Source organism: Roseibium sp. LAB1 (assembly GCF_054658235.1).
Window position 1 is genome coordinate 2,009,403 of sequence record NZ_BAAGIB010000001.1, and the last position, 23,297, is coordinate 2,032,699.

Consider the following 23,297-nt stretch of genomic DNA (forward strand, 5'->3'; position numbering starts at 1 on the left):
GGCTCATCGGAACCGCACCCTCGGGAGATTTTTGATGGCACGTATCACCCTCCGCCAGCTTCTTGATCATGCTGCTGAACACGACTACGGCGTTCCGGCATTCAACATCAACAACATGGAGCAGGCGCTGGCGATCATGGCAGCGGCGGACCAGACCGATTCGCCGGTCATCATCCAGGCTTCCCGTGGCGCACGGTCCTATGCCCACGACATCATGCTGAAGCACATGATGGATGCGGTCGTGGAAATCTATCCGCACATTCCGGTCTGCGTGCATCTGGATCACGGCAATGCGCCACAGACCTGCATGACCGCCATCCAGGCCGGTTTCACCTCGGTGATGATGGACGGCTCGCTGGAAGCCGACGGCAAGACCCCGGCCAACTGGGACTACAACGTCGGCGTCACCAAGACCGTGACCGACATGTCCCATCTGGGCGGTATTTCGGTCGAAGGCGAACTCGGCGTTCTGGGGTCGCTGGAAACCGGTATGGGCGACAAGGAAGACGGCCACGGCGCTGAAGGCAAGCTCAGCCACGACCAGTTGCTGACCGATCCGGAAGAGGCAGTCAAATTCGTGCAGGAAACCAAGGTCGATGCGCTCGCCATCGCCATGGGCACCAGCCACGGCGCCTACAAGTTCACCCGCAAGCCGGACGGCGAAATTCTCGCCATGCACGTGATTGAGGAAATTCACCGCCGTCTTCCGGAAACCCACCTTGTCATGCACGGCTCGTCTTCCGTGCCGCAGGACCTGCAGGACATCATCAACCAGTATGGCGGTCAGATGCCGCAGACCTGGGGTGTGCCGGTTGAGGAAATACAGCGCGGTATCAAGAACGGCGTGCGCAAGGTCAACATCGACACCGACAACCGGATGGCGATGACTGGCCAGATCCGCAAGATCCTGAGTGAGAACCCGGGTGAATTCGATCCGCGCAAATACCTGAAGCCGGCCCGCGATGCCATGCAGAAACTGTGCATCGAGCGTCTCGAAGCCTTCAACACCGCCGGACAGGCGTCCAAGATCAAGAAGATCATTACGCTTGCCGATATGGCCAAACGCTATCAGACTGGCGAACTGGATCCGAAAGTCGCGTGATTTTCGGCAGGACCGGCAGATAAATTCTTTCACTTTCTTGAAAGAGGGGCCTTGCGTCCCTCTTTCGCCGTCTTTAGGGACAAAATCCCGATCAGACATCAACCAGGACCGCACAAGTGAACCGTCCCCGCCTCTTTCTCGTGACGCCGCCGGAATTTGACACCGCCGAGATGGCGGCCAAGCTCAAACAGGCCTTCACCGGCGGCGACATCGCCTGCGTGATGATCTACCTGCCAAGTGCCAGCACAAAGGAACTGCAGGCCGCCGCCAGCGAACTGGTGCCGATCATCCAGGAAGGCGGTGCAGCGGCGATCGTCTACCGCGACACCCAGGCGGCCGGCCGCAGCGGTGCCGACGGAGTTCATGTCGACACGTCACTGGAAGACCTGAAACTGGCGGTGGAAAGCTTCAAACCCGATCGGATCGTCGGTACCGGCGGCACCAAGCTGAAGCATGATTCCATGGAATGGGCCGAGACCGGGGTCGATTACATCTTGTTCGGCAAACTGGATCTGCCTGAAAAGGCCGAAGCCCATGACAGAACCCTGGCCAGCGCGTCGTGGTGGGCGGAACTGTTCGAAACACCCTGTGTCGCGCTTGCCGGCAACTCGCTCGACACCCTGGGCGATGTGGCAGCGACCGCTGCAGATTTCGTTGCCCTCAAGGACGCCGTCTGGCAATCCGCCACGGACATTTCATCTGTCATTGCCGAAGCCAACCGTATTCTGGACGCCCATCCCTTTCCCGAAGCCGAATAGCCCGAGCTGGATGCATGCCGACACCTGAAACGAGCCGACACCGGAAATTTCCTGCCTCATTTCTGCTGGCTGCAGGGCTGCTGGCTGCCGGACTGCTGTCATCCGTGTCGTTGTCTCCGGTACTTGCACAGGAGAATGCCGCCGCCAGTGAGACGACCGAGACAGACGGTGCGGCTCCGGGGTCCGAAACGCCGGTGGGCGCGGATGGCGAGCCGCTGCCGGTGTTGATCGATGTCACGACCAAGGACAAGACGCTGCTGAGCATTGTCGACGCGGGTCCTCCGAAACTGGAAGAAGGCGAAGTTGCCTCCGCGGATACCGCATATGCCGCCTTTCAGCGCGGCTGGTTCCTGACCGCGCTCGGTTTGGCAACGCCGCTTGCAGAACAGGGTGACAAGGCGGCCCAGGCCCTACTCGGTGTGCTGCATGAGGCTGGGCTCGGCATTCACCAGGACAAGGCAAAAGCCGCCGACTGGTACCGACTGGCGGCCGCCAAGGGCGATACCGGATCTGCCATGCAGCTCGCCCAGCTCTATCTGCTGGGTACCGGTGTCGAGGTCGACAAGAAGAAGGCCGCCGATCTTTTCGAAGAAGCGGCCGCGGCCGGCAATGCATCCGCGCTCTACAATCTGGCCCTGCTCTACGAAGAAGGTGAAGGCCGCCCCTTCGATGAAAAGAAATCGCGCGAGCTTCTGGAACAAGCGGCCAAGCTCAACGATCCGGAAGCGCAATATGCGCTCGGCCTGTCCTATCTGGAAGCTCAGACCGGTCTGAACGACCCCGGGCTCGGCGCGTTCTGGCTGGGCCGCGCAGCCCGCCGCGGGCACACCTCGGCACAGGTCTATTACGGCATCCTGAGGTTCCAGGGCAAAGGCGTGGATCCGAACGAAGCGGAAGCCGCCGACTGGTTCGAGCGGGCAGCAACTGCCGGCAACCCGGTCGCGATGAACAGACTGGCCCGGGTCTATGCCTATGGCCGTGGCCGGGAGCAGAATTTTGCCGCCGCCGCCGGCTGGCACCTGATTGCCCGCACGCTCGGCGTTGCGGATTTCTCCCTCGACCGGATTGTCGAGAGCCTGGACGAAACCACGATGGACGAAGCCCGCAAGCTTGCCGAACAATATTCGGCCACATTGATGGCTCCGTCACAGGACCCTACCAAGGAATCTCCGTAAACCTTGCGATGACGCGCGGAATCGTAAGGATGTTTGCCTTTTTTCCTTGAACTCCACCGGCTTTTGTGGTGGACAGGCGCGAGCAAATTTCAGGCGCACCGGCGTCCCGCCGGTCACCGCCCTGCTACAGGTTCTGTTGAGTTTTGGAGTTTTGTCGTGGCTTGGGAGCAAATCCCATCGGGCACGGCTGATTTCCAATGGTCACCGGACCCTGAGATCCAAACAAATCAAACAGTCGGTCGTTCCATGAAAATCAACGGAAACGAAATAAAGCCCGGTAACGTGCTTCAGCACCAGGACACGCTTTGGGCGGTTGTCAAAGTCCAACACGTCAAGCCGGGCAAAGGCGGCGCCTTTGCACAGGTTGAAATGAAAAACCTGCTCGATGGCCGCAAGCTCAACGAGCGTTTCCGCTCCGAAGACAAGGTCGAGCGCGTCCGCCTGGAACAAAAAGACTTTCAGTATCTCTACACCCAGGAAGACATGCTGATCTTCATGGACACGGAAACCTACGAGCAGCTGGAACTTCAGGCTGATTTCGTCGGCGACCGCGCCGCCTTCCTGCAGGACGGCATGATGGTGACCGTGGAACTGCACGAAGAGCGCCCGATCGGCATCACCCTGCCGCAGTTCGTTACCCTGGAAATCCGGGAAGCCGACGCGGTGGTGAAGGGCCAGACCCAGTCTTCGTCCTACAAGCCCGCGCTGATGGAAAACGGCGTGCGCGTCATGGTTCCGCCGTTCATCACGGCCGGCGAAAAGATCATCGTCGACACCGGCTCTCTGGAATACGTCCGCCGCGCGGACTGACCTCCGGCCGGCAAGACTTCAAACTGGCGCGCCCGGATTTCGCCGGGCAGCGCCCAACAACAAGTGACGAAAAATGGCCCGCACAGCTCTCCTCAACGTGATGGTTCAAGCCGCAACGAAAGCCGGACGCTCTCTGGTTCGCGATTTCGGTGAAGTTGAAAACCTTCAGGTGTCCCGCAAGGGGCCCGGCGACTTCGTCTCGGCAGCCGACCGCCGCGCCGAGGACATCGTGCGTGCCGAACTGACCAAGGCTCGCCCGACCTTCGGGCTGGTCATGGAAGAAAGCGGCGAAATCGAGGGTACGGACGGCCAGCACCGCTGGCATGTCGACCCGCTCGACGGCACCACCAACTTCCTGCACGGCATTCCGATCTTCGCCACCTCCATCGCACTGGAGCGGGCTGGCGAGATCGTTGCCGGCGTCATCTACAACCCGGTTATGGATGAGCTCTACACCTCCGAACGTGGCCGTGGCGCATTCCTCAACGACCGTCGCCTGCGCGTTGCCGGCCGCACCGAACTGACCGAGATGGTGTTCGGCACCGGCCTTCCCTTCATCGGGATGGGTGACCATGGCCGGACCCTGCGCGAACTGCGCTACATCATGCCGGAAGTTGCAGGCGTTCGCCGTTGTGGCGCAGCCGCGCTTGATCTCGCCTGGACCGCATCCGGCCGCCTGGACGGCTTCTGGGAGCGCAATCTCAACAGCTGGGACATTGCAGCTGGTCTCCTGATGGTGCGTGAAGCCGGCGGCTTCGTCAGCGACCTTCAGGGCAAGAACAAGATGCTGGAAAGCGGCGATGTGGTGGTCGGCAACGAAGACGCCCACAAATACCTGCTTCAGCTTCTGAAAAAGGCGGATACCCCCGCGCAGGGCTGATAATTTCGCCCATCCCGGAAAAGAACCGCCGCACGAAAAACATCGTCCTGAGGAAGTGCGTAGCGCTGCCTCGAACGATGGGCGGTGAACTTTGGCGCAGGTCGCCCATGCACGGAGACGGGCCGCACTGTCCGTCTCGGGCTGACGGTAGCCTTTGGATAAACCTGCCGGTTTTCAGGCTTTCCAGACTTTATTCGGGCTTCTGCCGCAATTCGAGGTTTCCAAGCCGTTAAAAATCACGCTATCAATCAGTTACGTCCAATTCAGGTGATTGATAACGCAATATGGCCCGTGAATTCGACCCCTACAGCCTGTCCAGTCCGCGGGCCTATCTGACCTTCATGATCATCTTCCTGGTGATCGTTGCCTTCATCGCCTTCATCCTGTTCCCGCAGATATCGACGGCTTTCATGAGCAACCCGGGTCTGAATGGCCTGATCGTGCTTGTCGGCGTGTTCGGTGTGCTGCTGCTGTTCGGCCGCGTGATCCGCCTGTTCCCGGAAATCTCCTGGGTCAACAGTTTCCGGATCGGCGACCCGGGCCTCGACACGCGTTCGCCGGTCCTGCTGGCGCCGATGGCGGCCCTGCTCGGCAACAAGTCCGGCGACATGGCCCTGACGCCAACCACCGCCCGCTCGATCCTCGATTCCATCGGCATGCGCCTTGAGGAAAGCCGCGAGATGTCGCGCTATCTCACCGGCCTTCTGGTGTTCCTCGGCCTCCTTGGCACCTTCTGGGGCCTGCTGCAGACGGTCAGCTCGGTCGGCGCCACCATCCAGTCGCTCGACGTCGGCTCGGGCGATGCCAACGTCATCTTCGAAGATCTGAAAGCAGGCCTGGAAGCCCCCCTGTCCGGCATGGGCACGGCTTTCTCGTCCTCGCTGTTCGGTCTCACGGGCTCGCTGGTGCTGGGCTTCCTGGATCTGCAGGCCGGCCAGGCGCAGAACCGGTTCTACAACGAACTGGAAGACTGGCTGTCCACGGTCACCGACATCGACCCGGAAGAAAGCCTGTTCAACGCACCGGATTCACCGGGCGTCGAACAGATACAGGCCTCTATCTCCGCCTTGCAGAAAAGCGTCGAGGACGGTGGCAGCAAGAATGCCAATCAGGCCATGGCCAATCTGGCGGAAGGCATCCAGGGCCTCGTCAAACATGTGCGCTCCGAACAGCAGATGATGCGCGACTGGGCCGAGGCCCAGGGCGAACAGCAAAAGCGCATCGAAGGGCTCCTGTCTTCGATCGCCGCGGCCTTCGACCGCGCGAAGGAGTAGACGATGGCCGGACTGGCAGCATTGCGCGCCCGCCGGAGGGCCCAGTCGACCGACTACTGGCCCGGCTTCGTCGACGCCATGGCGACGCTGCTGCTCGTCATCATCTTTCTGCTATCCATCTTCATGATTGCGCAGTTCTTCCTGTCGCAGCAGCTCTCGGGACGCGACACGGTTCTGAACCGGCTCAACGCCCAGATCAGCGAACTGACCGAGCTTCTTGCCCTGGAACGTGCCAACTCCGGCGAACTGGAAGACACGATCCTCGGGCTGCAGGCCAGCCTTTCCGATGCACAGGCCGAACAGACCCGCCTGCTCGGTCTTCTGGAAAACAGTTCCGGTGCAGCCGATGCTGCCGGCGGCCGCGCCTCGCAGCTGGAAAACCTGCTCGACGACGAGCGCCAGATCAGCCAGGAAGCTCTTGCCCAGGTCGAGCTGCTCAACCAGCAGATCGCCGCGTTGCGCCGTCAGATAGCCGCCGCCAACGCCGCTCTTGAAGCTTCTGAGGCAAAGGAAGCCGACAGCCAGGCCAAGATCGCGAGCCTTGGCAAGCGGCTGAACGCCGCGCTGGTGCAACGCGTGCAGGAACTGTCGCGCTATCGCTCCGACTTCTTCGGCCGCTTGCGCGAGATTCTGTCCCAACGCTCCGACATCTCCGTTGTCGGCGACCGGTTCGTGTTCCAGTCCGAAGTGCTGTTCGACAGCGGCCAGGAAGACATCAATCCGGAAGGCCGGCAGGAGCTCGACAAGCTCGCAGACGCCATCCAGGAACTCAGCGGTCAGATACCGGACGAGATCAACTGGGTGCTGCGTGTCGACGGGCACACCGACGCCCGCCCCCTGTCGGGCACCGGGCGCTTGCGCAACAACTGGGAACTCTCCGCCGCCCGCGCCATTTCCGTTGTCCGATACCTGATCGAACGCGGCGTCGACCCCAAACGTCTTGTCGCCGCCGGTTTCGGCGAATTCCAGCCGCTGGAGGAAGGCGACACGCCGGAAGCCCTGGCCAAGAACCGCCGGATAGAGCTGAAGCTGACGGAACGCTGAGGCTGGTCCCAGCTCAACGGGCTTTGGTGAATTCGCGCGTCATGTCCGGCGAAAAGAACATGTCTGCTTGACTTTCCCGCCCCTGCACGGATTTCTCAAACGCATGCAGATCCTTAAAGGCCATTGGCAGCTCATTCTGATCACGGCGGTCATGTTCCTGTTCTGGAACACCTTCCTTGTCGTGCCCCTGAAAATCCTGATCGTCTATCTACATGAGCTTTCTCACGCCCTGGCCGCCATTTTGACCGGCGGGTCCGTCGAGGAAATCTCCCTCTCGCCCTGGCAGGGTGGACACGCGATCACGCGCGGCGGTAGCCGTTTCCTGACATTGACGGCCGGATATCTCGGCTCTCTCGTCATCGGCATGGCGCTTCTGATGATAGCCCTGAAGACCGATGCGGACCGCATTGTACTTGGGCTGCTCGGGGCCTTCACCTTGCTGGTTGCGCTGCTTTATATCCGCGATCTCTTCGCCCTGGCCTTTTGCATCGGCACAGGTGTCGCCATGCTGGCGGCTGCCCGGTATCTCAGTGTCACGATCAACGACCTGATCCTGCGCGTCATCGGTCTGACCAGCATCCTCTACGTGCCCTTTGACATCTTCGACGATACCATTCGCCGCTCGGGTGCCCGATCGGACGCCTACATGCTGGCGGACGAGTTCGGCGGACCGACCATTTTCTGGGGCGGTCTCTGGCTTCTGGCAAGCCTTGCCATCATCTACCTGTGTCTCAGGCACGGTCTGGGTGACAGTAGCAACGTCGATTTTCGCAAGCGCGTTCAAAAAGGCTAGCATTTGCCGCTTGACCTTACGGCCTGCAAGGGCTGACCTTTGGCGGGCCCATCCTTACCGGAGACACATCATGCTGGACCTGCGCCCCAATTGCGAATGTTGCAACAAGGATCTACCGCCTCAGTCGGATGACGCCTTCATATGTACTTTCGAATGCACGTTTTGCGCGGACTGCGCTCGGAATGTCCTGCATGGCACCTGCCCCAACTGCGGTGGCAACCTGCAACCACGGCCGATCCGTCCAGCCGCAGCCCTGCTGCGCCATCCCGCATCCACAGAGCGGATCCTCAAGCCGGAAGGCTGCGGTCAGATCACCTAGAGAAAATTGCCCCCGACGAAGATCACCAGAAGGCCTGCGCCGCCTGAGGCCAGTTTCTGCAAGGGCTTCTTGAAGCCGATGACCGCGTAGGAGACAAGGCCCAAACCAAGGCCGGTCTTGACCGCCGCGAGCAGCGCCGGCAGCGGACGGGCGGCAAGCTCCAGCACCGCCGGATTGGCCACCATGGCCAGCGGGATGATATAGAGGCCGATGCCGAGCGCCATGGCGGAGAGCGCGACCTTCAGCCAGTTTTCGCCGATCATGCCGGCGGCAATGAAGACCGCACCGCAGACCGGCGGCGTGATGGTCGACAGCAGCGCAAACCAGAAGACGAAAAGATGCGCCTGCAACGGCTCCAGCCCCTGCTGCATCAGGGCCGGTCCGGCAACGGAAACGCATATCACATAGGCGGCAGTTGTCGGCACTTCCATACCCAGGATCAGGCAGGCAAGCGCGGTCAGGAAAAGAGACGGCCACAGGTACCCGCCGGATCCCGACAGAATCAGCGAGGTAATCTTTACGCCCAGGCCGGTAATCGCGAGCACGCCGATGATGATCGACGCGCAAACGATGATCGAGGCGATGACTGACACCTGCCGGGCGGCATTCAGGACCGCGCTTTCCAGACGCAGCAGGATTTCCTTGAACGCAAAGGTCCCCCGGGCGTTGAAGAACAACAGTGCGAATCCAGCCAGGATGGCAATGCAGGCGGCATATTGTGGTGTGTAGCGCGCAACGAACATTCCCCATAAAAGCACGGTAAACGGCACCAGGAAGAAGGCAGACGTAATGGCGACCTGGCGCATCTGTGGCTGGTCCTCACGGTCGATAGCGGCAAGGTCATACCGCTTGGCGTAGGCATTGATGCCCACCCAGACCGCGAAAAAATAGAGGATTGCCGGCAGCAGGGCCGCCGCCATGATCTGGGTGTAGGGCACCCGTGTCAGCTCTACCATGACGAAGGCCCCTGCCCCCATCAATGGCGGCATGATCTGTCCACCGGAAGACGCAACCGCCTCGACTGCCGCCGCCAGTTTCTTCGGGTAGCCGAGCCGCGTCATTGCCGGCAGCGTGATCGCGCCCGTGGAGGCCACATTGGCGGACGCCGAACCGGAAATGGACCCGAACAGCGCCGAGGACAGGACCGACACCTTGGCCGCTCCGCCCTTCAGCCGTCCTGCCGCCGCAGCAGCAACATTCATGAAGCCCTGCCCCGCCTCCCCTGCGTTGAGCACCGCTCCGAAGATCACGAAAATGGCGACGACACCCACCGAAACGCCGGTGAGGCTGCCCCAGACACCGCCTTCTGCAATGGTCAGCGTACCGAGAAAACTGGCGAGCGGCGTGCCGGAATGACCGAACTCACCCGGAATGTGCTGGCCGAACATGCCATAGGCCAGCGCGAGTGCGGCAACCACAGGCAATGGCCAGCCAATCGCGCGGCGCGCCCCTTCAAGGACGACCAGCAGCAGGATGCCCGCCAGCCAGAACTGGAAATCGCCTTCCAGAAAGCCGTATTGATCGGAGAGCGCGGACTGATTTGCCGCGATCCAAAGGCAGACAGCCACCCCCGCGACACACAGGATTGCACCGCTGACACGCGTGAGCGCGCCACCTTTTGCAAAGATGAAAATCCATGGCAGGGCAAGCGCGAGGTGAAGCGGGCGGCTGACGAGGTTCGGCACCAGGCCGGAAAAGATCAGCCCGAGATGAAACACCACAAGCACCGTTGCAAGAAGAAGCATGGCCATTCGCTGGAAGGGCGATGTCGCGGTCTCACCACTGATCATTGGCAGAAATTTCTATCTGGCTCCGCAACCGTCCAGCCGAGAAGGACCAAACAGCAGCTGCACGGTTTCAATCTGTCAGAGCCCCAGCACCCGGCAGGGTTTCCGTTGTCACTGAGCAGACATGGAAATGCCCGGCGGACGATCTCCCCGGACCTGTGTATTTCAGCTCGAACAATGCGGGGCGCCACTTTCGGCAGGTCCTGCCATGGCGCCCCGTATTGCGTCTTGAAACTTATTTCTGCGCGTCGGTCAACTCGATGCCGGCTTCCTGGTAGTAGCGTGCGGCACCCGGATGGATCTTGCCGGTGATGTTGGCCATCAGCGCCTGATCGACACCGTTCCACCACGGCGCTTCTTCGCCCATCTTGGCCTTCTCATCCCAGAAGGTCTTGGTCAGCGCGTAGGCCGTATCGTCGTCCATCGCGGAGGTCGTATAGGCAACGACCGGCAGTGACGTGGTGACAATGTCTTCAGCTTGGCCGGCATAGGTACCTGCCGGAATGACCAGCTTCGAGCGCTTGGTTTCGGCAATCTGATCGTCGCTGAGCGAAAGCACCGTCACGTCCGTGGAAGCGGCAGCCTCGATGACATTCGGTGCGGGCCAGGAGCCGGCGGTTACGAAACCGTCGATCTGGCCGTTCTTGAGTGCGGCAACGGCGTTGGACAGTTCGGCGTCGGCAATATTGACCTTGCCGTCCAGACCGAACATCTTGAGATATTTCTCGCCTTCCGTCGCCCCGAAGGAGCCCTTGCCGAGAAGGATCGTCTTGCCTTCCATGCTGGCAAAGTCGGTCACGCCACTGTCGGCCGACATGACGAAATGCATGGTCAGCGAAGGAATCGGGAAGAGAGCGCGGATTTCGTCGAACTTCGGATCGCCCTTGCCTTCGAACATGGCCTTGCCGCCCTGGGCGAGGGATACGAGCGCAGGCGGCGTCGTGAAGACATAGTCACCACCGCGCGCCTTGGCTTCCATCACGTTCTGAACGGAGCCCTGGCTTTCTTCCACGGTGACGATCATGTCGCCATTGCTGCCGGCCTTGATGGCTTCCGCGATCTGGACGCCCATCTGGTAATAGGACGAGCCAGATTTGGCGGATTTATAGGTGATCCGCGTTTCGGCATGGGCCTGGAACGTGCCAAGAGCGAGTGTCAGGCCAAAGGCAAGTTTCAAAAATCTGTTTGTCATGAGCGTCTCCCGAATTTTTCAGGCAGACTATTGTGTGATCTTCGGCGTGGCAACGCGTTTTCATATGATCTGGGTACGGCTCACGACGAAATTTCAGCCACTCCACACCCTGGACGGGCAAGCCGAAAATCTACGCCTGCAGGGTCAAACAAAAACCGCCGGCTGAGCCCAGCCGGCGGTTTTGAAATCTGCTGAAAACAGGAAGCGATCAGCGGTTTTCGTCGTCTTCGCCGTTTCCGTCGTCTTCCTCGCCTTCGTCCTGAGCTTCGCTCTTCAGCGAGTTCAGTTTGGCGAACACGGCGTCGGCGTCGATTTCTTCTTCTTCCTCACGCTGGATCGGCTTGGACGGGTCGAGCGAGAAAGCAGCCGCGATGGCGTCTTCGCTGGTGCTGTCTTCGACAGACATCAGGGTCTCGTTCACTTCGCCGGCCATCGGCAACGGAGCGTTCTTCGCAGCCTTTTCGACTTCCATGTCCAGCTCAAGCTGGCTGCACAGGCCCAGGGTAACCGGGTCGGACGGGGTCAGGTTCGCCGAATTCCAGTGGGTCCGGTCGCGGATCGCGGCAATGGTCGGCTTGGTTGTGCCGACCAGGCGCATGATCTGAGCGTCCTTCAGTTCCGGATGGTTCCGCACCAACCACAGGATCGCGTTCGGACGGTCCTGACGGCGCGACACCGGAGTGTAGCGCGGACCCTTGCGCTTCGATTCAGGCACCACCACTTTCGACCCCTGCAGCTTCAGCTGATAGTTCGGGTCTCTCTGAGCCTTTTCGACTTCTTCACGGGAGAGCTGGCCTGTCAGGATCGGATCGAGGCCCTTGATCCCCTGGGCGGCTTCGCCATCGGCAATCGCCTTCACTTCAAGCGGATGCAGTCTGCAGAAGGAGGCGATCTGAGTGAAACTCAGCGCAGTATTGTCCACGAGCCAGACGGCGGTTGCCTTCGGCATTAGCGGCGTGTTCGCCATCGGATAAATTCCTCTCGTCTGCTCCCTCGCCTGGCAGGGCGAAAAAGCGGTGTTCCTTGGTCAATTTCCTGGAAAGTGGGCGGAATATATGTCGAAAAACACGGAAACGCAAATACTCGCGTAACAATCGTGCTCTCTCAGGTTTCCGTACGGCATCAGACCTCCACCGTCAGGACGATTTTTCCAATATGGCCAGAGCCTTCCATGCGCCGGTGGGCTTCCGCAGCTTCAGACAGAGGATAGGTGGAATCCATCACCGGGGCGACTTTCCCCGATTCGAGCAGCGGCCAGACCTTCTCTTTCAGGCTTTCCGCAATCGCCGTCTTGAAGGCATCACTGCGCGGACGCAGCGTCGATCCGGTATGGGTCAACCGCTTGACCATCAGCCGGGAGAAATTGACGTTCTCGGCAATCCCGTTCAGCGTCGCGATCTGGCAGATCCGTCCCTCGACAGCTGCAGCCTTCCAGTTCCGCTCCACATAGTCACCCCCGACCATGTCGAGGATCACGTTGACCCCTTCACCGCCGGTGATGTCCAAGATCACCTTTTCGAAGTCCTCTTCGCGATAGTTGATAGCGTGGTCCGCGCCGAGCTTTCGTACCGCCTCGGCCTTCTCGGCTGAACCGACGGTGGTGAAGACCTCCGCTCCAAATGCCTTGGCCAACTGGATCGCGGTCGTACCGATACCCGACGTGCCGCCGTGAACCAGGAAGCGCTCGCCGCTCTTCAGGCCGCAGCGATCGAACACATTCGTCCAGACGGTGAAGAAGGTTTCCGGAACGGCCGCCGCTTCGACCATTGAAAGGCCCTTCGGTACCGGAAGCGCATGGCCCTCCGGCACCTTGCAGTAGGTCGCGTACCCGCCACCTGGGGCAAGCGCCGTCACCTTGTCGCCAACCTTGTGCCGTCCGGCTCCCTCGCCCAGCGCGACCACTTCGCCGGAGACTTCCAGTCCGGGCAGATCCGAGGCGCCCTTGGGTGGTGGGTAGGCTCCCTTGCGCTGCAGGACGTCCGGACGGTTGACGCCGGCCGCGGCCACCTTGATCAGGATTTCGCCCTGTCCCAATTCGGGAAGGGCCCGCTCCTCAAGGCGCAGAACGTCCGGTCCTCCGGGCTCGGAAATGGCAACGGCGGTCATGCGATCCGGCAGTTTCTGCATAGAGACGTTTCCTTTTTGGTTCATTTTGGGACTGGATAGGCCAACTGTGCCTGGCCTATGGTAAATCGGCTGTCAGTCTATTTGCAGGAAAACGGACCGGTGAGGCAACCCGCCCGGCCTGGCTCGAATTGACGGTCGGACACCATCGTGGAGCTGTAGTGGAGGAAATCGATGAGCCTGTTTGATGAAGATGTCCCCAAAAAATCACCGCTCGGCGCTGTTACCGTAGGGGAAGAGCTGGCGCGCCTTTCCGAGGCAGAGCTGGAGGAACGGATCGAAGCTCTGCAGGGTGAAATTAACCGTACCCAGAAGGAGTTAGAGCAACGCAGCACTATTCGCGATGCCGCCAACTCGATCTTCCAGAAATGACCCTGTTATTTATTACATAACTAGAGTTTATGTCCTTTTCTGACACGCACTTACAGTGAAGCTGATAGGTAAAAATTTACTTGTTTACCTCTTATTAATCTTTCCAAAATATAAACATAGTCATCCAGTCATCTGGATGTGAGTGGCTCCTGTCCACTCTGTTTGACGCCTCCCTGTTAAAGACTCAGAGCCGCAACCCTGCGGCTCTTTTTTTTGCTGCCGCCTCATAGTATCTTGTCAATGTTCTGGTTAATGGCTGTTTACTTGTCCGTTTGGCACGCGCTTTGCTGGATATAGGCCATGAAGACCTGCATCGTTCCAAAAAGGAACACCCGAAACGGGATGACATATCCCGGGACAGTCCAAGAAGAGATGCGGGATAACCGGAAGAGTAATTGAGGCTTAGCAATCCTATGACGGACGACATCAAGAAAGCCGGTGACACAGGTAGCGCAGTTCACATTGCGCATCATCTTGCGAGCTCCGACAGTTTCCAGAACCTGTTTCAGGAAGGCATGTCGCTGGTCGAGGAAACCGCAATGTACCTGGACGGCAGTGGCCGCGACGAAGCCAAGCAGCTTCCGCGTCCCGCTTCCCTGGCCTATGCGACCGAATCCATGCGTCTGACCACGCGGCTCATGCAGCTTGCGTCCTGGCTGTTGCTGCAGCGCGCAGTCAACGAAGGCGAGATGTCCCGTGAGCAGGCCGGCAGCGAGAAGAACAAGGTCCGACTCGACAAGTTGTCCACCGCCTCGGGTGGCCCGACCTGGAGCGACCTGCCGGAAACCCTGCGTGAGCTGATCGAGCGCTCTTCGCGGCTGCAGGAACGCGTCGTCCATCTCGACAAGATGCTGTACCGCAAGGACGCCGAGCCGGTCGAGGAAGCCACAAACGACAACCCGGTCGCGTCCCAGATCAACAAGCTGCACGCCGCATTCGGCAAGTTCGGCTAACGCCGGTCAAACTCTTTCGTTTTTGAAAAGCCGCCGCAAGGCGGCTTTTTTATTTTTGAGTGAGAACCTGCGCCGGATGCCAGTGCAGCCCCGGAGTGACACTGTCCTGAACTAGCTGCAGTTCTGCGATCGCCTCAAAAACAAAAAACCCGGCCAAAGGCCGGGTCTTTCGTTTGAAGCTGTCGTGGCGGAGGCTTAGGAGCCCAGGAAGCCAGCGAACTTGTTCTTGAAGCGGGACACGCGGCCGCCGCGGTCCATCAGCTGACGGTCGCCACCGGTCCATGCCGGATGGGACGTCGGATCGATGTCGAGCGTCAGGGTATCGCCTTCCGCACCATAGGTGGAGCGGGTGGTGTATTCGGTGCCATCGGTCATGACGACCTTGATGGTGTGGTAGTCGGGATGAATATCCGCTTTCATGGCCGGTCCTTTCAAGCGCCCTGTGACAACTTTTCGGGAAAGCCGCCAAGCAAACGCAAAACGAAGTGAGGGGCCGCCGATCCGGTTGCGGACGCCGCCCTCAGAAACATGAGGCGGGGATATACCCCAAGGAGGGAGCCAAGACAAGGGGCAAAATCCCGCAATTTCCAGCGATGTCCGGCAAAGGAATTCCACCTCATCCAAACGGCCCCGATAAAGTCTCGGCAAAGTTTCGTCAACGCTTCCGCAAAGCGGCTTCAAAGCTCTGGCAAAGCTTGCACAAAAGCTCCGGACAGCTTTGTCCAAAGTCATTGTCCACCGTGCGGAACATGCTAAGACGGGATGGAACAACGAGGAGAGCCCAGTGGCCGACGCCCCTGTCAACGAAACCCAATCCCAAACCGGAAATTCCCGCAGATCGCTTCGCCCCCTCACCCGGCTGTTGCCTTATCTATTCCGGCACAAGGGCATGGTTGCAGCGGCTGTCGCCGCCCTGTTCTCCGCCGCCGTCATCACACTGATTCTGCCCGCGGCGGTCCGCCGGATGATCGATTTCGGTTTCGGGGCAGATGACCCCGCGCTGGTCAATTCCTATTTTGCCGTGCTGATCGGCGTGGTGTGTGCCCTCGCGACGGCCAGTTCCGTCCGCTATTTTCTGGTGATGTGGATTGGCGAACGGGTCGTTGCCGATGTGCGCTCCGATGTCTTTGCCCATACGACCCGCCTCAGCCCGGCCTTTTACGACAGTGCCAAGTCCGGGGAAATCCTCTCGCGGCTGACCGCCGACACCACCCAGATCAAGGCAGCCTTCGGTGCCAGCGCATCGCTCGCCATGCGCAACCTGATCATGTTCCTCGGGGCTTCGGTGATGATGGTGGTCACCAGTCCGCGCCTTTCCGTCATCGTGCTGGCCGCCATTCCGGTCATTCTCATTCCCATCCTGGGGTTCGGGCGTCAGGTGCGCAAACGCTCCCGCTTTGCCCAGGACACCCTGGCCGAAGCGTCTGCCTATGCCAGCGAGATGCTCGGCTCGGTCCGCACACTTCAGGCCTTCACCCATGAAAGCCGCAGTGCAGCCCGCTACGCAGGCGCCGTCAATGCGGCCTTCCAGGCTGCCCGGCAGGCGATCGTGGCCCGCGCGGCGCTCACCGGCTTTGCCATCATGGTGATCGGCGCCAGCATCGTCGCGGTTCTGTGGATCGGGGCGAGCGATGTCTTCTCGGGCAGAATCAGCGGCGGCGAACTCAGCCAGTTCCTGCTCTATTCCATCCTGGCCGCCGGGTCTCTGGCTGCTCTTTCCGAGGTCTGGGGCGAACTCTCACAGGCAGCCGGGGCGGCCGAGAGGCTGTCGGAGCTGCTGGAAATCCAGCCGGAAATCGCCGCTCCCGAAAATCCGGTCAGCCTGCCTGACACGCCGCGCGGCGAGATCGTCTTCCAGGATGTGTCCTTTGCCTATCGCAACGCGGAGAAGATGCCTGTTGTCCGCGATCTCAGCCTCACCGTATCGCCGGGTGAGACAGTCGCGGTGGTTGGGCCCTCAGGTGCCGGCAAGTCGACCATCTTCAGTCTGTTGATGCGCTTCTACGATCCGGTCTCTGGCGTCATCCGCCTTAACGGCGTTGCCCTTCAGGACCTCGACCCGGAAGACCTGCGCCGCCATATCGCCCTGGTACCCCAGGATACGGCCATCTTCGGCGCCAGCATCGCGGAGAACATCGCCTATGGCCGGCCGGAAGCCGGCCGTGAAGACGTGATCGCGGCAGCGGAAGCAGCCCTGGCCGCCCCCTTCATCGAGCAGATGACGGACGGTTACGACACGCTTGTCGGCGAACGCGGCATTACCCTGTCTGGTGGCCAGCGCCAGCGCATCGCCATTGCCCGCGCCGTTTTGAAACGCGCGCCCGTGCTGCTTCTGGACGAAGCAACAAGCGCTCTCGATGCCGAAAGCGAGAACCTTGTCCAGCAAGCGCTCGACCGGCTGATGGAGAACCGAACCACGCTGGTGATCGCCCACCGGTTGGCAACCGTGCTCAAGGCCGACAGGATCGTGGTGATGGAAAACGGCCGCATAGTTGAAACCGGGACGCATGGCGAACTGACAGCGGCCGGAGGCCTTTATGCCAAACTCGCCCGGCTGCAGTTTGGCGCCGAACTGGATGCCGAAACGGCATAAATCCTCAAACGCAAAAGGGCGGCAAAATAGCCGCCCTTTCTAGTCAATGAAATCGAATGACAATCACGCGTCGTCGGGAACGGCGACCGTGTAGTTGAGCGGCATGCGGCCACCGTCGGCAAAGATGGTCTGGCCGGTGACGTAGCTGGCATCGCTGGAGGCCAGGAAGGCCGCGACGCTGGCGATTTCGGACGGTTCACCGACACGCAGCATCGGCGTGCGCGACAGGATGCGGTTCTTGGCCGCCGGGTCACTGTTCACCGACGCCAGCATCTCGGTCATGATCGAGCCCGGCCCGATGGCATTCACGCGGATGCCGTACTGGGCAAGCGACAGCGCCGTGGTTTTGGTCAGCTGCGACATGCCCCCCTTGGAAACGCAGTAGGGGATCTGGTTCGGGATCGCGAGCACCGAATTGACCGAAGACATGTTGACGATACAGCCCGGCTCACCACCGTTCTGCACCTTTTCCACCATGTGGCGGGCAACGGCCTGCGAGCACAGGAAAGCGCCCTTCAGGTTGATCGACAGGACGCGCTCGAAATCCTCTTCTTCCAGGTCGAGGAAATCTGCGCCGACCACGATACCTGCGTTGTTGACCAGCACATCGATGTCGCCATAGGCGTTCAGTGCTTCGGCAACCAGATTGCGGACGTCCAGGCGTTCGGCGACGTTGCAATGAATGTACATCACCTCGCCCTGCGATTTCAGATCTTCAGCCGCGGCTTCACCGGCTTCGTCATCCACATCGGCAATCACGACTTTCGCGCCATCGGCGACAAAGCGCTTGGCGACTGCAAATCCGATCCCACGGGCTGCCCCGGTAATGATGGCGACCTTATTCTCCAAAGACACGGAAACCTCACGGCTGCTTGAGTTTAATTCTGCCGCGCAAAAAACGCGGGCCGCTTCGCGGCGGCCCGACATTAAGTGTCAAAAACGGCTGTGTCGATGGCTGTTATCGCCCTCCACCAACGTCACCTTGCAGTTTCAGACGGAAATTCCGTGCGTTTTGAGCGCTTCGGTGATCTCGTCCAGAATGGCCGGATCATCGATCGTGGCCGGCATCTTCCAGGTTTCCCCATCGGCGATCTGGCGCATCGTGCCCCGCAGGATCTTGCCGGAGCGTGTTTTCGGCAACCGGTCGACCGTGATCGCAACCTTGAAAGCCGCCACCGGACCGATCTTGTCGCGGACCAGCTTGATGAGTTCCTTCTCGATCTCCTCATGCGACCGCTCGACACCTGCCTTCAGCACGACGAAGCCGCAGGGAAGCTGGCCCTTCAGCTTGTCGGCAATGCCGATGACGGCGCATTCGGCGACATCCGGATGCGTTGCCAGCACCTCTTCCATGCCGCCTGTCGACAGGCGGTGACCGGCCACGTTGATGATGTCGTCGGTCCGCGCCATGATCGACAGATAGCCGTCATCGTCGATGATGCCCGCATCCGCCGTCTTGTAGTAGCCGGGGAACTCGGCGAGATAGGCATCGAAGAATCGCTTGTCGGCGTTCCACAACGTCGGCAAGGCACCTGGCGGCAGCGGAAGCTGAACCACTATGTTGCCAAGTGTGTTGGCGCCCAGCGGATGGCCGGAATCGTCAAGCACCTGAACGTCGTAGCCGGGCATCGGCACCGTCGGTGACCCTGGCTTTACCGGCAACTGGCCGAGGCCTACCGGGTTGCCGACGATGCACCAGCCGGTTTCCGTCTGCCACCAGTGATCGATCACCGGCACCTGCAACTGGTCGATGGCCCAGTTGACCGTTTCCGGATCCGCGCGCTCGCCAGCCAGAAATAGCGACCGGAACTGGGACAGGTCGTATTTCTGGATAAGCTCACCCTTCGGATCTTCCTTGCGAATCGCCCTGAAGGCGGTCGGCGCCGTGAACAGCGATACGATGTTGTGGTCAGAGATGACACGCCAGAACGTGCCCGCATCCGGTGTCCCGACAGGTTTGCCTTCGAAGACGATGGTGGTGCAACCGTGCAGCAGCGGCGCGTAGCAGATATAGGAATGACCGACAACCCAGCCGACATCGGACGCCGCCCAGAAAACTTCGCCCGGCTGAATGTCGTAAAGGTTCTTCATCGACCATTTCAGCGCCACCATGTGGCCGCCGTTGTCCCGGACGACGCCCTTGGGCTGACCGGTCGTGCCGGAGGTGTAAAGGATATAGAGCGGGTCGGTTGCCTTGACCGGCACCGGCGCGATCCTGCGTCCGGCCGCGACCGCTTCCGCCTGAAGAGCGCCGAGATCATGATCCCTGCCGTCTTTCAGGTCGGCGGCCAGTTCCTCGCGCTGGAAGACCAGACAACTGTCCGGCTTGTGCCGGGCGATATCGATGGCCTGATCGATCAGCGGCTTGTAGGCGATGACCCGGCCCGGTTCGATGCCGCAGGAGGCTGCGATGATTGCCTTCGGGGTCGCATCGTCGATTCGCGTTGCCAGCTCGTTGGCGGCAAACCCGCCGAAGACGACGGAATGGATGACGCCAAGACGTGCGCAGGCCAGCATCGCCATCACCGCCTGGGGGATCATCGGCATGTAGATGATGGCCCGGTCGCCCTTGACGAGACCCTGGTCGGCGAGCACGCAGGCCATTGCCTCCACTTCCTCAAGCAGTTCCGCGAAAGTGTAGCTTGCCGTCCGGCCGGTAATCGGGCTGTCGTAGATGAGCGCCGGCTGGCCGGGGCGGCCGCGTTCCACATGCCGGTCAAGGCAGTTGTAGCAGGTGTTGCACTCCCAATCCGGATACCAGCGGCCATACTGCCCCTGATCCGGGTCGAACACCTTGTCACCTATCGAGATCCAGTCGATTTCCTCTGCTGCCGTTTTCCAGAACCCGAGCGGGTCCTGTTTCCAGCCCTGGTAAATCTCGTGATACCGGCTTGCCATGACTTGTCCTCCCAAACACCAGACCGGAGACGCAACCCCGGCTTTTGCGGCCTAGAGTGCTGTAAGGGAACCCGAAATTGCAAGCCTCCGCTTCTAGGCAATTCGGCCTTCGGGACTTTACGTAAGCACTCTGGCATGATTGTCTGCCGGTCCTATCCGTTCTACTCCTCAAATTTCTCAGAACATGACCCCAATAACTGATCCCTGGTTCTACGCGGCCGCCATTCCGTCGGTCTTTCTGGTCGGCCTGTCCAAGGGTGGGTTCGGCGGAACCTTCGCAATGCTCGGCGTGCCGATCATGGCGCTCGTCGTTTCCCCGCTACAGGCAGCCGGCATCATGTTGCCGATCCTGATCGTGATGGACGTTGTCGCGCTCATCGCCTATCGCGGCCGGGCTGACTGGAAAAGCCTAAGCATCCTGCTGCCTGCCGCCGTGATCGGCATCGGCATCGGCTGGGCAACCGCAGCCTATGTGAACGATGCCTTCGTCATCTTCCTGATCGGCATCATGTCGCTGGCCTTCGTCGCCGACTACCTCTTCAAGCAGCGCAAGGTCACAACCGCCAGTGGTCACAACCTGCCGAAAGGCACGTTCTGGGGTGCGATAGCAGGGTTTACCAGCTTCATCAGCCACACCGGCGGCCCACCCTTTCAGATGTACATGCTGCCGCTGCGCCTGGCGCCGCTTTTGTTTGCCGGAACGGCGGTCATCTTTTTCGCGACCGTGAACGCGATCAAGCTGGTACCCTATTTTCTGCTGGGACAATTCGACGCCACAAACCTGTCGACCTCCGTCATGCTGTTTCCGGTCGCGCTTGTCGCAACCCTTGTCGGGGTCTGGCTGGTGCGTGTCGTCAAGGCGGAAATGTTCTACGCCATCATCTATATCTTCATGGGCGTGATCGGCGCCAAGCTGACCTACGACGGAATTGTGGGCCTTCTTGCCTGACCCGGCAGACGCCGCGGATCGTCAAAGGGGATACCCCTCGCCAATGATCAATTGCGCGGCAGACCGTTTCCGGTTTTGATACGGCCAAAATCACCGGATCAACAGTCCGCCCCCATGCGCGGGCGGGAACGCTGATCGGCTTCAAGACGTTTTTGGCGTCCCGCACTCCATCTATGGGCGGGATGCTTCAGGGAGGATGGTCATGGATGCCAGCGTCAACCCCTTTGCCCGGGGCCTCGACAAGAACACCGCCAATTATGCCCCGCTCAGTCCGCTGAGTTTCCTGGCGCGCGCGGCGGATGTCTTTCCGGACACGATTGCAATTGTTCACGGCCGCCAGCGGACTGACTACCGGACGTTCTACCGGCGTGCGCGGCAGCTCGGGTCGGCACTGGCGCGGCTAGGCATCGGCAAGAACGACACGGTCAGCGTCATGCTGTCCAACGTGCCACCCATGCTGGAAGCCCACTACGGGGTGCCGATGGCCGGCGCCGTGCTGCATTCCATGAACACCCGTCTCGATGCCGCAATCATCGCCTTCCAGCTCGATCACGCCGATTGCAAGGTGCTGATCACCGACCGCGAATATGCGCCGGTCGTCAAGGAAGCCTTGTCGATTGCAACCGTGACCCCTACCGTGATCGACTTTTCCGACACGGAATTCCCGCAGGACGGCGAGCGTCTCGGCAGCCTCGATTACGAGGAATTTGTGCAATCGGGCGATCCGGACTTCAGCTGGTCGCTTCCGGAAGACGAATGGGATGCGATCGCGCTCAACTACACCTCCGGCACCACGGGCAATCCCAAGGGCGTCGTCTATCACCACCGCGGCGCCTATCTGCTGGCCCAGGCGAATGTGATCACCGCCTCCATGGCCAAGCACCCGGTCTATCTGTGGACCTTGCCGATGTTCCACTGCAACGGCTGGTGCTTCCCCTGGTCCCTGTCACTTGTTGCCGGCACCCATGTGTGTCTGCGCTGGGTCCGGCCGCAAACCATGTGGGACCTGATCGCCGATGAAGGGGTCACCCATCTGTGCGGCGCGCCGATCATCATGTCGACGCTCCTCAACGCCTCACCGGAGCACAAGCGCGACCTCGAGCGCGAGGTGGAATTTTACACCGCGGCCGCCCCGCCACCGGAAAGCGTGCTGGCCGCCATGAAGACCGCCGGCTTCAATGTTACCCATCTCTACGGCCTTACAGAGGTGTATGGCCCGGCGGTCGTCAACGACTGGAAAGTCGAATGGAACGACCTGCCGCTGGCCGAACAGGCACAGAAGAAGGCGCGGCAAGGCGTGCGCTATGTCGCGCTCGAAGGTCTGACGGTGCTCGACCCGGAAACGCTGGAACCGGTGCCCGCAGACGGCGAGACGCTTGGGGAAGTCATGTTCCGCGGCAATGTCGTGATGAAGGGATACCTCAAAAACCCGGAGGCGACCGAAAAGGCCTTCGAGGGCGGCTGGTTCCATTCAGGCGATCTCGGCGTCCTGCATCCCGACGGCTATGTGCAGTTGAAGGACCGGTCCAAGGACATCATCATCTCAGGCGGCGAGAACATCTCGTCCATCGAGGTGGAAGAAGTGCTGTACAAGCATGCTGACGTTCAGGCGGCAGCGGTCGTGGCACGGCCAGACGAGAAGTGGGGGGAAACCCCTTGCGCCTTTGTCGAGCTGAAAGACGGCTCAACCGTGAGCGAAGCGGATCTGGTTGCCTTCTGCAAGCAGCACCTTGCGGGCTTCAAGGCTCCCAAAACAGTCGTCTTCTGCGAACTGCCCAAGACCTCGACGGGAAAAATCCAGAAATTCGCCCTGCGGGAACAGGCGAAGGCGCTTTAAGTCGATAAAAACAAAAACGCCGCGCAATGCGCGGCGTTTGATCTCAAAGGGACGCCCCTCTAATGGAGCGTTTCATTTTCCCGTATTCGCGTAATCTCATCCTTGATCTTGAGCTTTTGACGCTTCATGTCAGCCAGTTGCAGGGAGTCTGTACTCGGATGTAACTGAGCGTCTTCAATCTTGCGTTCCATTTCCGCGTGACGGCGCTCAAGTTCTGCGAGATGCGACTGCATTGACATGGATATCCTCCTGTCTGTTGGCTCAACATTTTCATCGTGCCACAGGAATTCCAGCGTTGTCGATTGTTGATTACGCATACCTTGAACGTTTCGCCGTCAAATTATGCATTCTCGCTGCTATCCTTAGGAAACCCTGAAGATGCAACGCCAATTAACACGCTAGAAACTCACGAAAATTACCCTTGAAAAATTTGCCAG

The 23,297-nt window shown here is 60.3% G+C and carries 21 protein-coding genes and 1 pseudogene; 14 read left to right on the top strand and 8 right to left on the bottom strand.

Features of this window, described 5'->3' with window-relative positions; genetic code table 11:
• Positions 1 to 34 precede the first annotated feature (34 nt).
• The 9 genes and pseudogenes from fba to ACYQ54_RS09450 all read left to right on the top strand — a co-directional run bounded on the left by fba (position 35) and on the right by ACYQ54_RS09450 (position 8,155).
• On the top strand, positions 35 to 1,102 hold the full coding sequence (fba, locus tag ACYQ54_RS09410; RefSeq protein ID WP_460081384.1) for a class II fructose-bisphosphate aldolase: 1,068 nt from the start codon (positions 35 to 37) through the stop codon (positions 1,100 to 1,102).
• A gap of 110 nt (positions 1,103 to 1,212) precedes the next feature.
• A pseudogene (locus tag ACYQ54_RS09415) lies at positions 1,213 to 1,860 on the top strand (thiamine phosphate synthase); the annotation flags it as partial.
• Between the two features lie 14 nt (positions 1,861 to 1,874).
• On the top strand, positions 1,875 to 3,035 hold the full coding sequence (locus ACYQ54_RS09420) for a tetratricopeptide repeat protein (RefSeq protein ID WP_460081386.1): 1,161 nt from the start codon (positions 1,875 to 1,877) through the stop codon (positions 3,033 to 3,035).
• Between the two features lie 246 nt (positions 3,036 to 3,281).
• Entirely contained in the window at positions 3,282 to 3,845 is a 564-nt protein-coding gene (gene efp / locus ACYQ54_RS09425; RefSeq protein ID WP_148582952.1) for an elongation factor P, read from the top strand.
• A 73-nt stretch (positions 3,846 to 3,918) separates the two neighbouring features.
• Complete coding sequence (locus ACYQ54_RS09430; RefSeq protein WP_460081389.1) at positions 3,919 to 4,725, top strand: inositol monophosphatase family protein; 807 nt, start codon at positions 3,919 to 3,921, stop codon at positions 4,723 to 4,725.
• Between the two features lie 284 nt (positions 4,726 to 5,009).
• Entirely contained in the window at positions 5,010 to 5,999 is a 990-nt protein-coding gene (locus ACYQ54_RS09435; protein ID WP_330562546.1) for a flagellar motor protein MotA, read from the top strand.
• A 3-nt stretch (positions 6,000 to 6,002) separates the two neighbouring features.
• Positions 6,003 to 7,043: a peptidoglycan -binding protein gene (locus tag ACYQ54_RS09440; protein ID WP_460081391.1), complete on the top strand. Its 1,041-nt coding sequence runs from the start codon at positions 6,003 to 6,005 to the stop codon at positions 7,041 to 7,043.
• 103 nt (positions 7,044 to 7,146) lie between these two features.
• On the top strand, positions 7,147 to 7,836 hold the full coding sequence (locus tag ACYQ54_RS09445) for a M50 family metallopeptidase (RefSeq protein ID WP_460081394.1): 690 nt from the start codon (positions 7,147 to 7,149) through the stop codon (positions 7,834 to 7,836).
• A gap of 70 nt (positions 7,837 to 7,906) precedes the next feature.
• The gene (locus ACYQ54_RS09450; protein ID WP_460081396.1) at positions 7,907 to 8,155 is read left to right on the top strand and encodes a DUF1272 domain-containing protein; all 249 of its coding nucleotides are present in this window, start codon (positions 7,907 to 7,909) and stop codon (positions 8,153 to 8,155) included.
• On the opposite strand, the gene ACYQ54_RS09455 is transcribed toward ACYQ54_RS09450, so the two are convergent.
• From ACYQ54_RS09455 to ACYQ54_RS09470, 4 genes are all read right to left on the bottom strand, one after another.
• Positions 8,152 to 9,945 carry a TRAP transporter permease gene (locus tag ACYQ54_RS09455; protein ID WP_460081398.1) on the bottom strand — a complete coding sequence of 598 codons (1,794 nt, stop codon included), beginning with the start codon at positions 9,943 to 9,945 and terminating at the stop codon, positions 8,152 to 8,154. The genes ACYQ54_RS09450 and ACYQ54_RS09455 overlap by 4 nt on opposite strands.
• Positions 9,946 to 10,177: 232 nt before the next feature.
• Positions 10,178 to 11,134 carry a TAXI family TRAP transporter solute-binding subunit gene (locus tag ACYQ54_RS09460; RefSeq protein ID WP_460081400.1) on the bottom strand — a complete coding sequence of 319 codons (957 nt, stop codon included), beginning with the start codon at positions 11,132 to 11,134 and terminating at the stop codon, positions 10,178 to 10,180.
• A gap of 208 nt (positions 11,135 to 11,342) precedes the next feature.
• Positions 11,343 to 12,101, bottom strand: a complete 759-nt coding sequence (locus tag ACYQ54_RS09465) for a DUF1013 domain-containing protein (protein ID WP_460081402.1) — start codon at positions 12,099 to 12,101, stop codon at positions 11,343 to 11,345.
• Between the two features lie 155 nt (positions 12,102 to 12,256).
• Positions 12,257 to 13,261: an NAD(P)H-quinone oxidoreductase gene (locus ACYQ54_RS09470; RefSeq protein ID WP_460081403.1), complete on the bottom strand. Its 1,005-nt coding sequence runs from the start codon at positions 13,259 to 13,261 to the stop codon at positions 12,257 to 12,259.
• A 171-nt stretch (positions 13,262 to 13,432) separates the two neighbouring features.
• On the opposite strand from ACYQ54_RS09470, the gene ACYQ54_RS09475 reads away from it, so the two are divergent.
• Both ACYQ54_RS09475 and rcdA read left to right on the top strand, forming a co-directional pair.
• A complete protein-coding gene (locus ACYQ54_RS09475) occupies positions 13,433 to 13,630 on the top strand; it encodes a DUF1192 domain-containing protein (RefSeq protein WP_460081404.1) in 198 nt (65 codons plus the stop codon).
• Between the two features lie 413 nt (positions 13,631 to 14,043).
• Positions 14,044 to 14,583, top strand: a complete 540-nt coding sequence (gene rcdA / locus ACYQ54_RS09480) for a protease adaptor protein RcdA (protein WP_460081407.1) — start codon at positions 14,044 to 14,046, stop codon at positions 14,581 to 14,583.
• Positions 14,584 to 14,778: 195 nt separating this feature from the next.
• Here rcdA and rpmE read toward each other — a convergent pair whose 3' ends face one another.
• Complete coding sequence (rpmE, locus tag ACYQ54_RS09485) at positions 14,779 to 15,003, bottom strand: 50S ribosomal protein L31 (RefSeq protein ID WP_006932159.1); 225 nt, start codon at positions 15,001 to 15,003, stop codon at positions 14,779 to 14,781.
• A gap of 364 nt (positions 15,004 to 15,367) precedes the next feature.
• Between rpmE and ACYQ54_RS09490 the strand changes: the two genes are divergently transcribed.
• Entirely contained in the window at positions 15,368 to 17,176 is a 1,809-nt protein-coding gene (locus tag ACYQ54_RS09490) for an ABC transporter transmembrane domain-containing protein (protein ID WP_460081408.1), read from the top strand.
• A gap of 63 nt (positions 17,177 to 17,239) precedes the next feature.
• On the opposite strand, the gene ACYQ54_RS09495 is transcribed toward ACYQ54_RS09490, so the two are convergent.
• Both ACYQ54_RS09495 and ACYQ54_RS09500 read right to left on the bottom strand, forming a co-directional pair.
• On the bottom strand, positions 17,240 to 18,031 hold the full coding sequence (locus tag ACYQ54_RS09495) for an SDR family NAD(P)-dependent oxidoreductase (protein WP_460081409.1): 792 nt from the start codon (positions 18,029 to 18,031) through the stop codon (positions 17,240 to 17,242).
• A gap of 135 nt (positions 18,032 to 18,166) precedes the next feature.
• Entirely contained in the window at positions 18,167 to 20,074 is a 1,908-nt protein-coding gene (locus ACYQ54_RS09500) for a propionyl-CoA synthetase (RefSeq protein WP_460081410.1), read from the bottom strand.
• Positions 20,075 to 20,258: 184 nt separating this feature from the next.
• On the opposite strand from ACYQ54_RS09500, the gene ACYQ54_RS09505 reads away from it, so the two are divergent.
• On the top strand, positions 20,259 to 21,023 hold the full coding sequence (locus ACYQ54_RS09505) for a sulfite exporter TauE/SafE family protein (protein WP_460081413.1): 765 nt from the start codon (positions 20,259 to 20,261) through the stop codon (positions 21,021 to 21,023).
• Positions 21,024 to 21,219: 196 nt separating this feature from the next.
• Positions 21,220 to 22,860: an acyl-CoA synthetase gene (locus tag ACYQ54_RS09510; RefSeq protein ID WP_460081414.1), complete on the top strand. Its 1,641-nt coding sequence runs from the start codon at positions 21,220 to 21,222 to the stop codon at positions 22,858 to 22,860.
• Between the two features lie 59 nt (positions 22,861 to 22,919).
• Here ACYQ54_RS09510 and ACYQ54_RS09515 read toward each other — a convergent pair whose 3' ends face one another.
• On the bottom strand, positions 22,920 to 23,099 hold the full coding sequence (locus tag ACYQ54_RS09515; RefSeq protein ID WP_040439055.1) for a YdcH family protein: 180 nt from the start codon (positions 23,097 to 23,099) through the stop codon (positions 22,920 to 22,922).
• Between the last annotated feature and the right edge of the window lie 198 nt (positions 23,100 to 23,297).

What these genes read in the sequence shown, in the direction of transcription:
- ACYQ54_RS09460 (WP_460081400.1), bottom strand. Translation starts at nt 11,134, where the DNA reads ATGACAAACAGATTTTTGAAACTTGCCTTTGGCCTGACACTCGCTCTT.
- rpmE (WP_006932159.1), bottom strand. Translation starts at nt 15,003, where the DNA reads ATGAAAGCGGATATTCATCCCGACTACCACACCATCAAGGTCGTCATG.
- ACYQ54_RS09420 (WP_460081386.1), top strand. Translation starts at nt 1,875, where the DNA reads ATGCCGACACCTGAAACGAGCCGACACCGGAAATTTCCTGCCTCATTT.
- ACYQ54_RS09450 (WP_460081396.1), top strand. Translation starts at nt 7,907, where the DNA reads ATGCTGGACCTGCGCCCCAATTGCGAATGTTGCAACAAGGATCTACCG.
- ACYQ54_RS09435 (WP_330562546.1), top strand. Translation starts at nt 5,010, where the DNA reads ATGGCCCGTGAATTCGACCCCTACAGCCTGTCCAGTCCGCGGGCCTAT.
- ACYQ54_RS09430 (WP_460081389.1), top strand. Translation starts at nt 3,919, where the DNA reads ATGGCCCGCACAGCTCTCCTCAACGTGATGGTTCAAGCCGCAACGAAA.
- ACYQ54_RS09445 (WP_460081394.1), top strand. Translation starts at nt 7,147, where the DNA reads ATGCAGATCCTTAAAGGCCATTGGCAGCTCATTCTGATCACGGCGGTC.
- rcdA (WP_460081407.1), top strand. Translation starts at nt 14,044, where the DNA reads ATGACGGACGACATCAAGAAAGCCGGTGACACAGGTAGCGCAGTTCAC.
- ACYQ54_RS09470 (WP_460081403.1), bottom strand. Translation starts at nt 13,261, where the DNA reads ATGCAGAAACTGCCGGATCGCATGACCGCCGTTGCCATTTCCGAGCCC.
- efp (WP_148582952.1), top strand. Translation starts at nt 3,282, where the DNA reads ATGAAAATCAACGGAAACGAAATAAAGCCCGGTAACGTGCTTCAGCAC.
- ACYQ54_RS09505 (WP_460081413.1), top strand. Translation starts at nt 20,259, where the DNA reads ATGACCCCAATAACTGATCCCTGGTTCTACGCGGCCGCCATTCCGTCG.
- ACYQ54_RS09515 (WP_040439055.1), bottom strand. Translation starts at nt 23,099, where the DNA reads ATGTCAATGCAGTCGCATCTCGCAGAACTTGAGCGCCGTCACGCGGAA.
- ACYQ54_RS09455 (WP_460081398.1), bottom strand. Translation starts at nt 9,945, where the DNA reads ATGATCAGTGGTGAGACCGCGACATCGCCCTTCCAGCGAATGGCCATG.
- fba (WP_460081384.1), top strand. Translation starts at nt 35, where the DNA reads ATGGCACGTATCACCCTCCGCCAGCTTCTTGATCATGCTGCTGAACAC.
- ACYQ54_RS09440 (WP_460081391.1), top strand. Translation starts at nt 6,003, where the DNA reads ATGGCCGGACTGGCAGCATTGCGCGCCCGCCGGAGGGCCCAGTCGACC.
- ACYQ54_RS09500 (WP_460081410.1), bottom strand. Translation starts at nt 20,074, where the DNA reads ATGGCAAGCCGGTATCACGAGATTTACCAGGGCTGGAAACAGGACCCG.
- ACYQ54_RS09465 (WP_460081402.1), bottom strand. Translation starts at nt 12,101, where the DNA reads ATGGCGAACACGCCGCTAATGCCGAAGGCAACCGCCGTCTGGCTCGTG.
- ACYQ54_RS09510 (WP_460081414.1), top strand. Translation starts at nt 21,220, where the DNA reads ATGGTCATGGATGCCAGCGTCAACCCCTTTGCCCGGGGCCTCGACAAG.
- ACYQ54_RS09475 (WP_460081404.1), top strand. Translation starts at nt 13,433, where the DNA reads ATGAGCCTGTTTGATGAAGATGTCCCCAAAAAATCACCGCTCGGCGCT.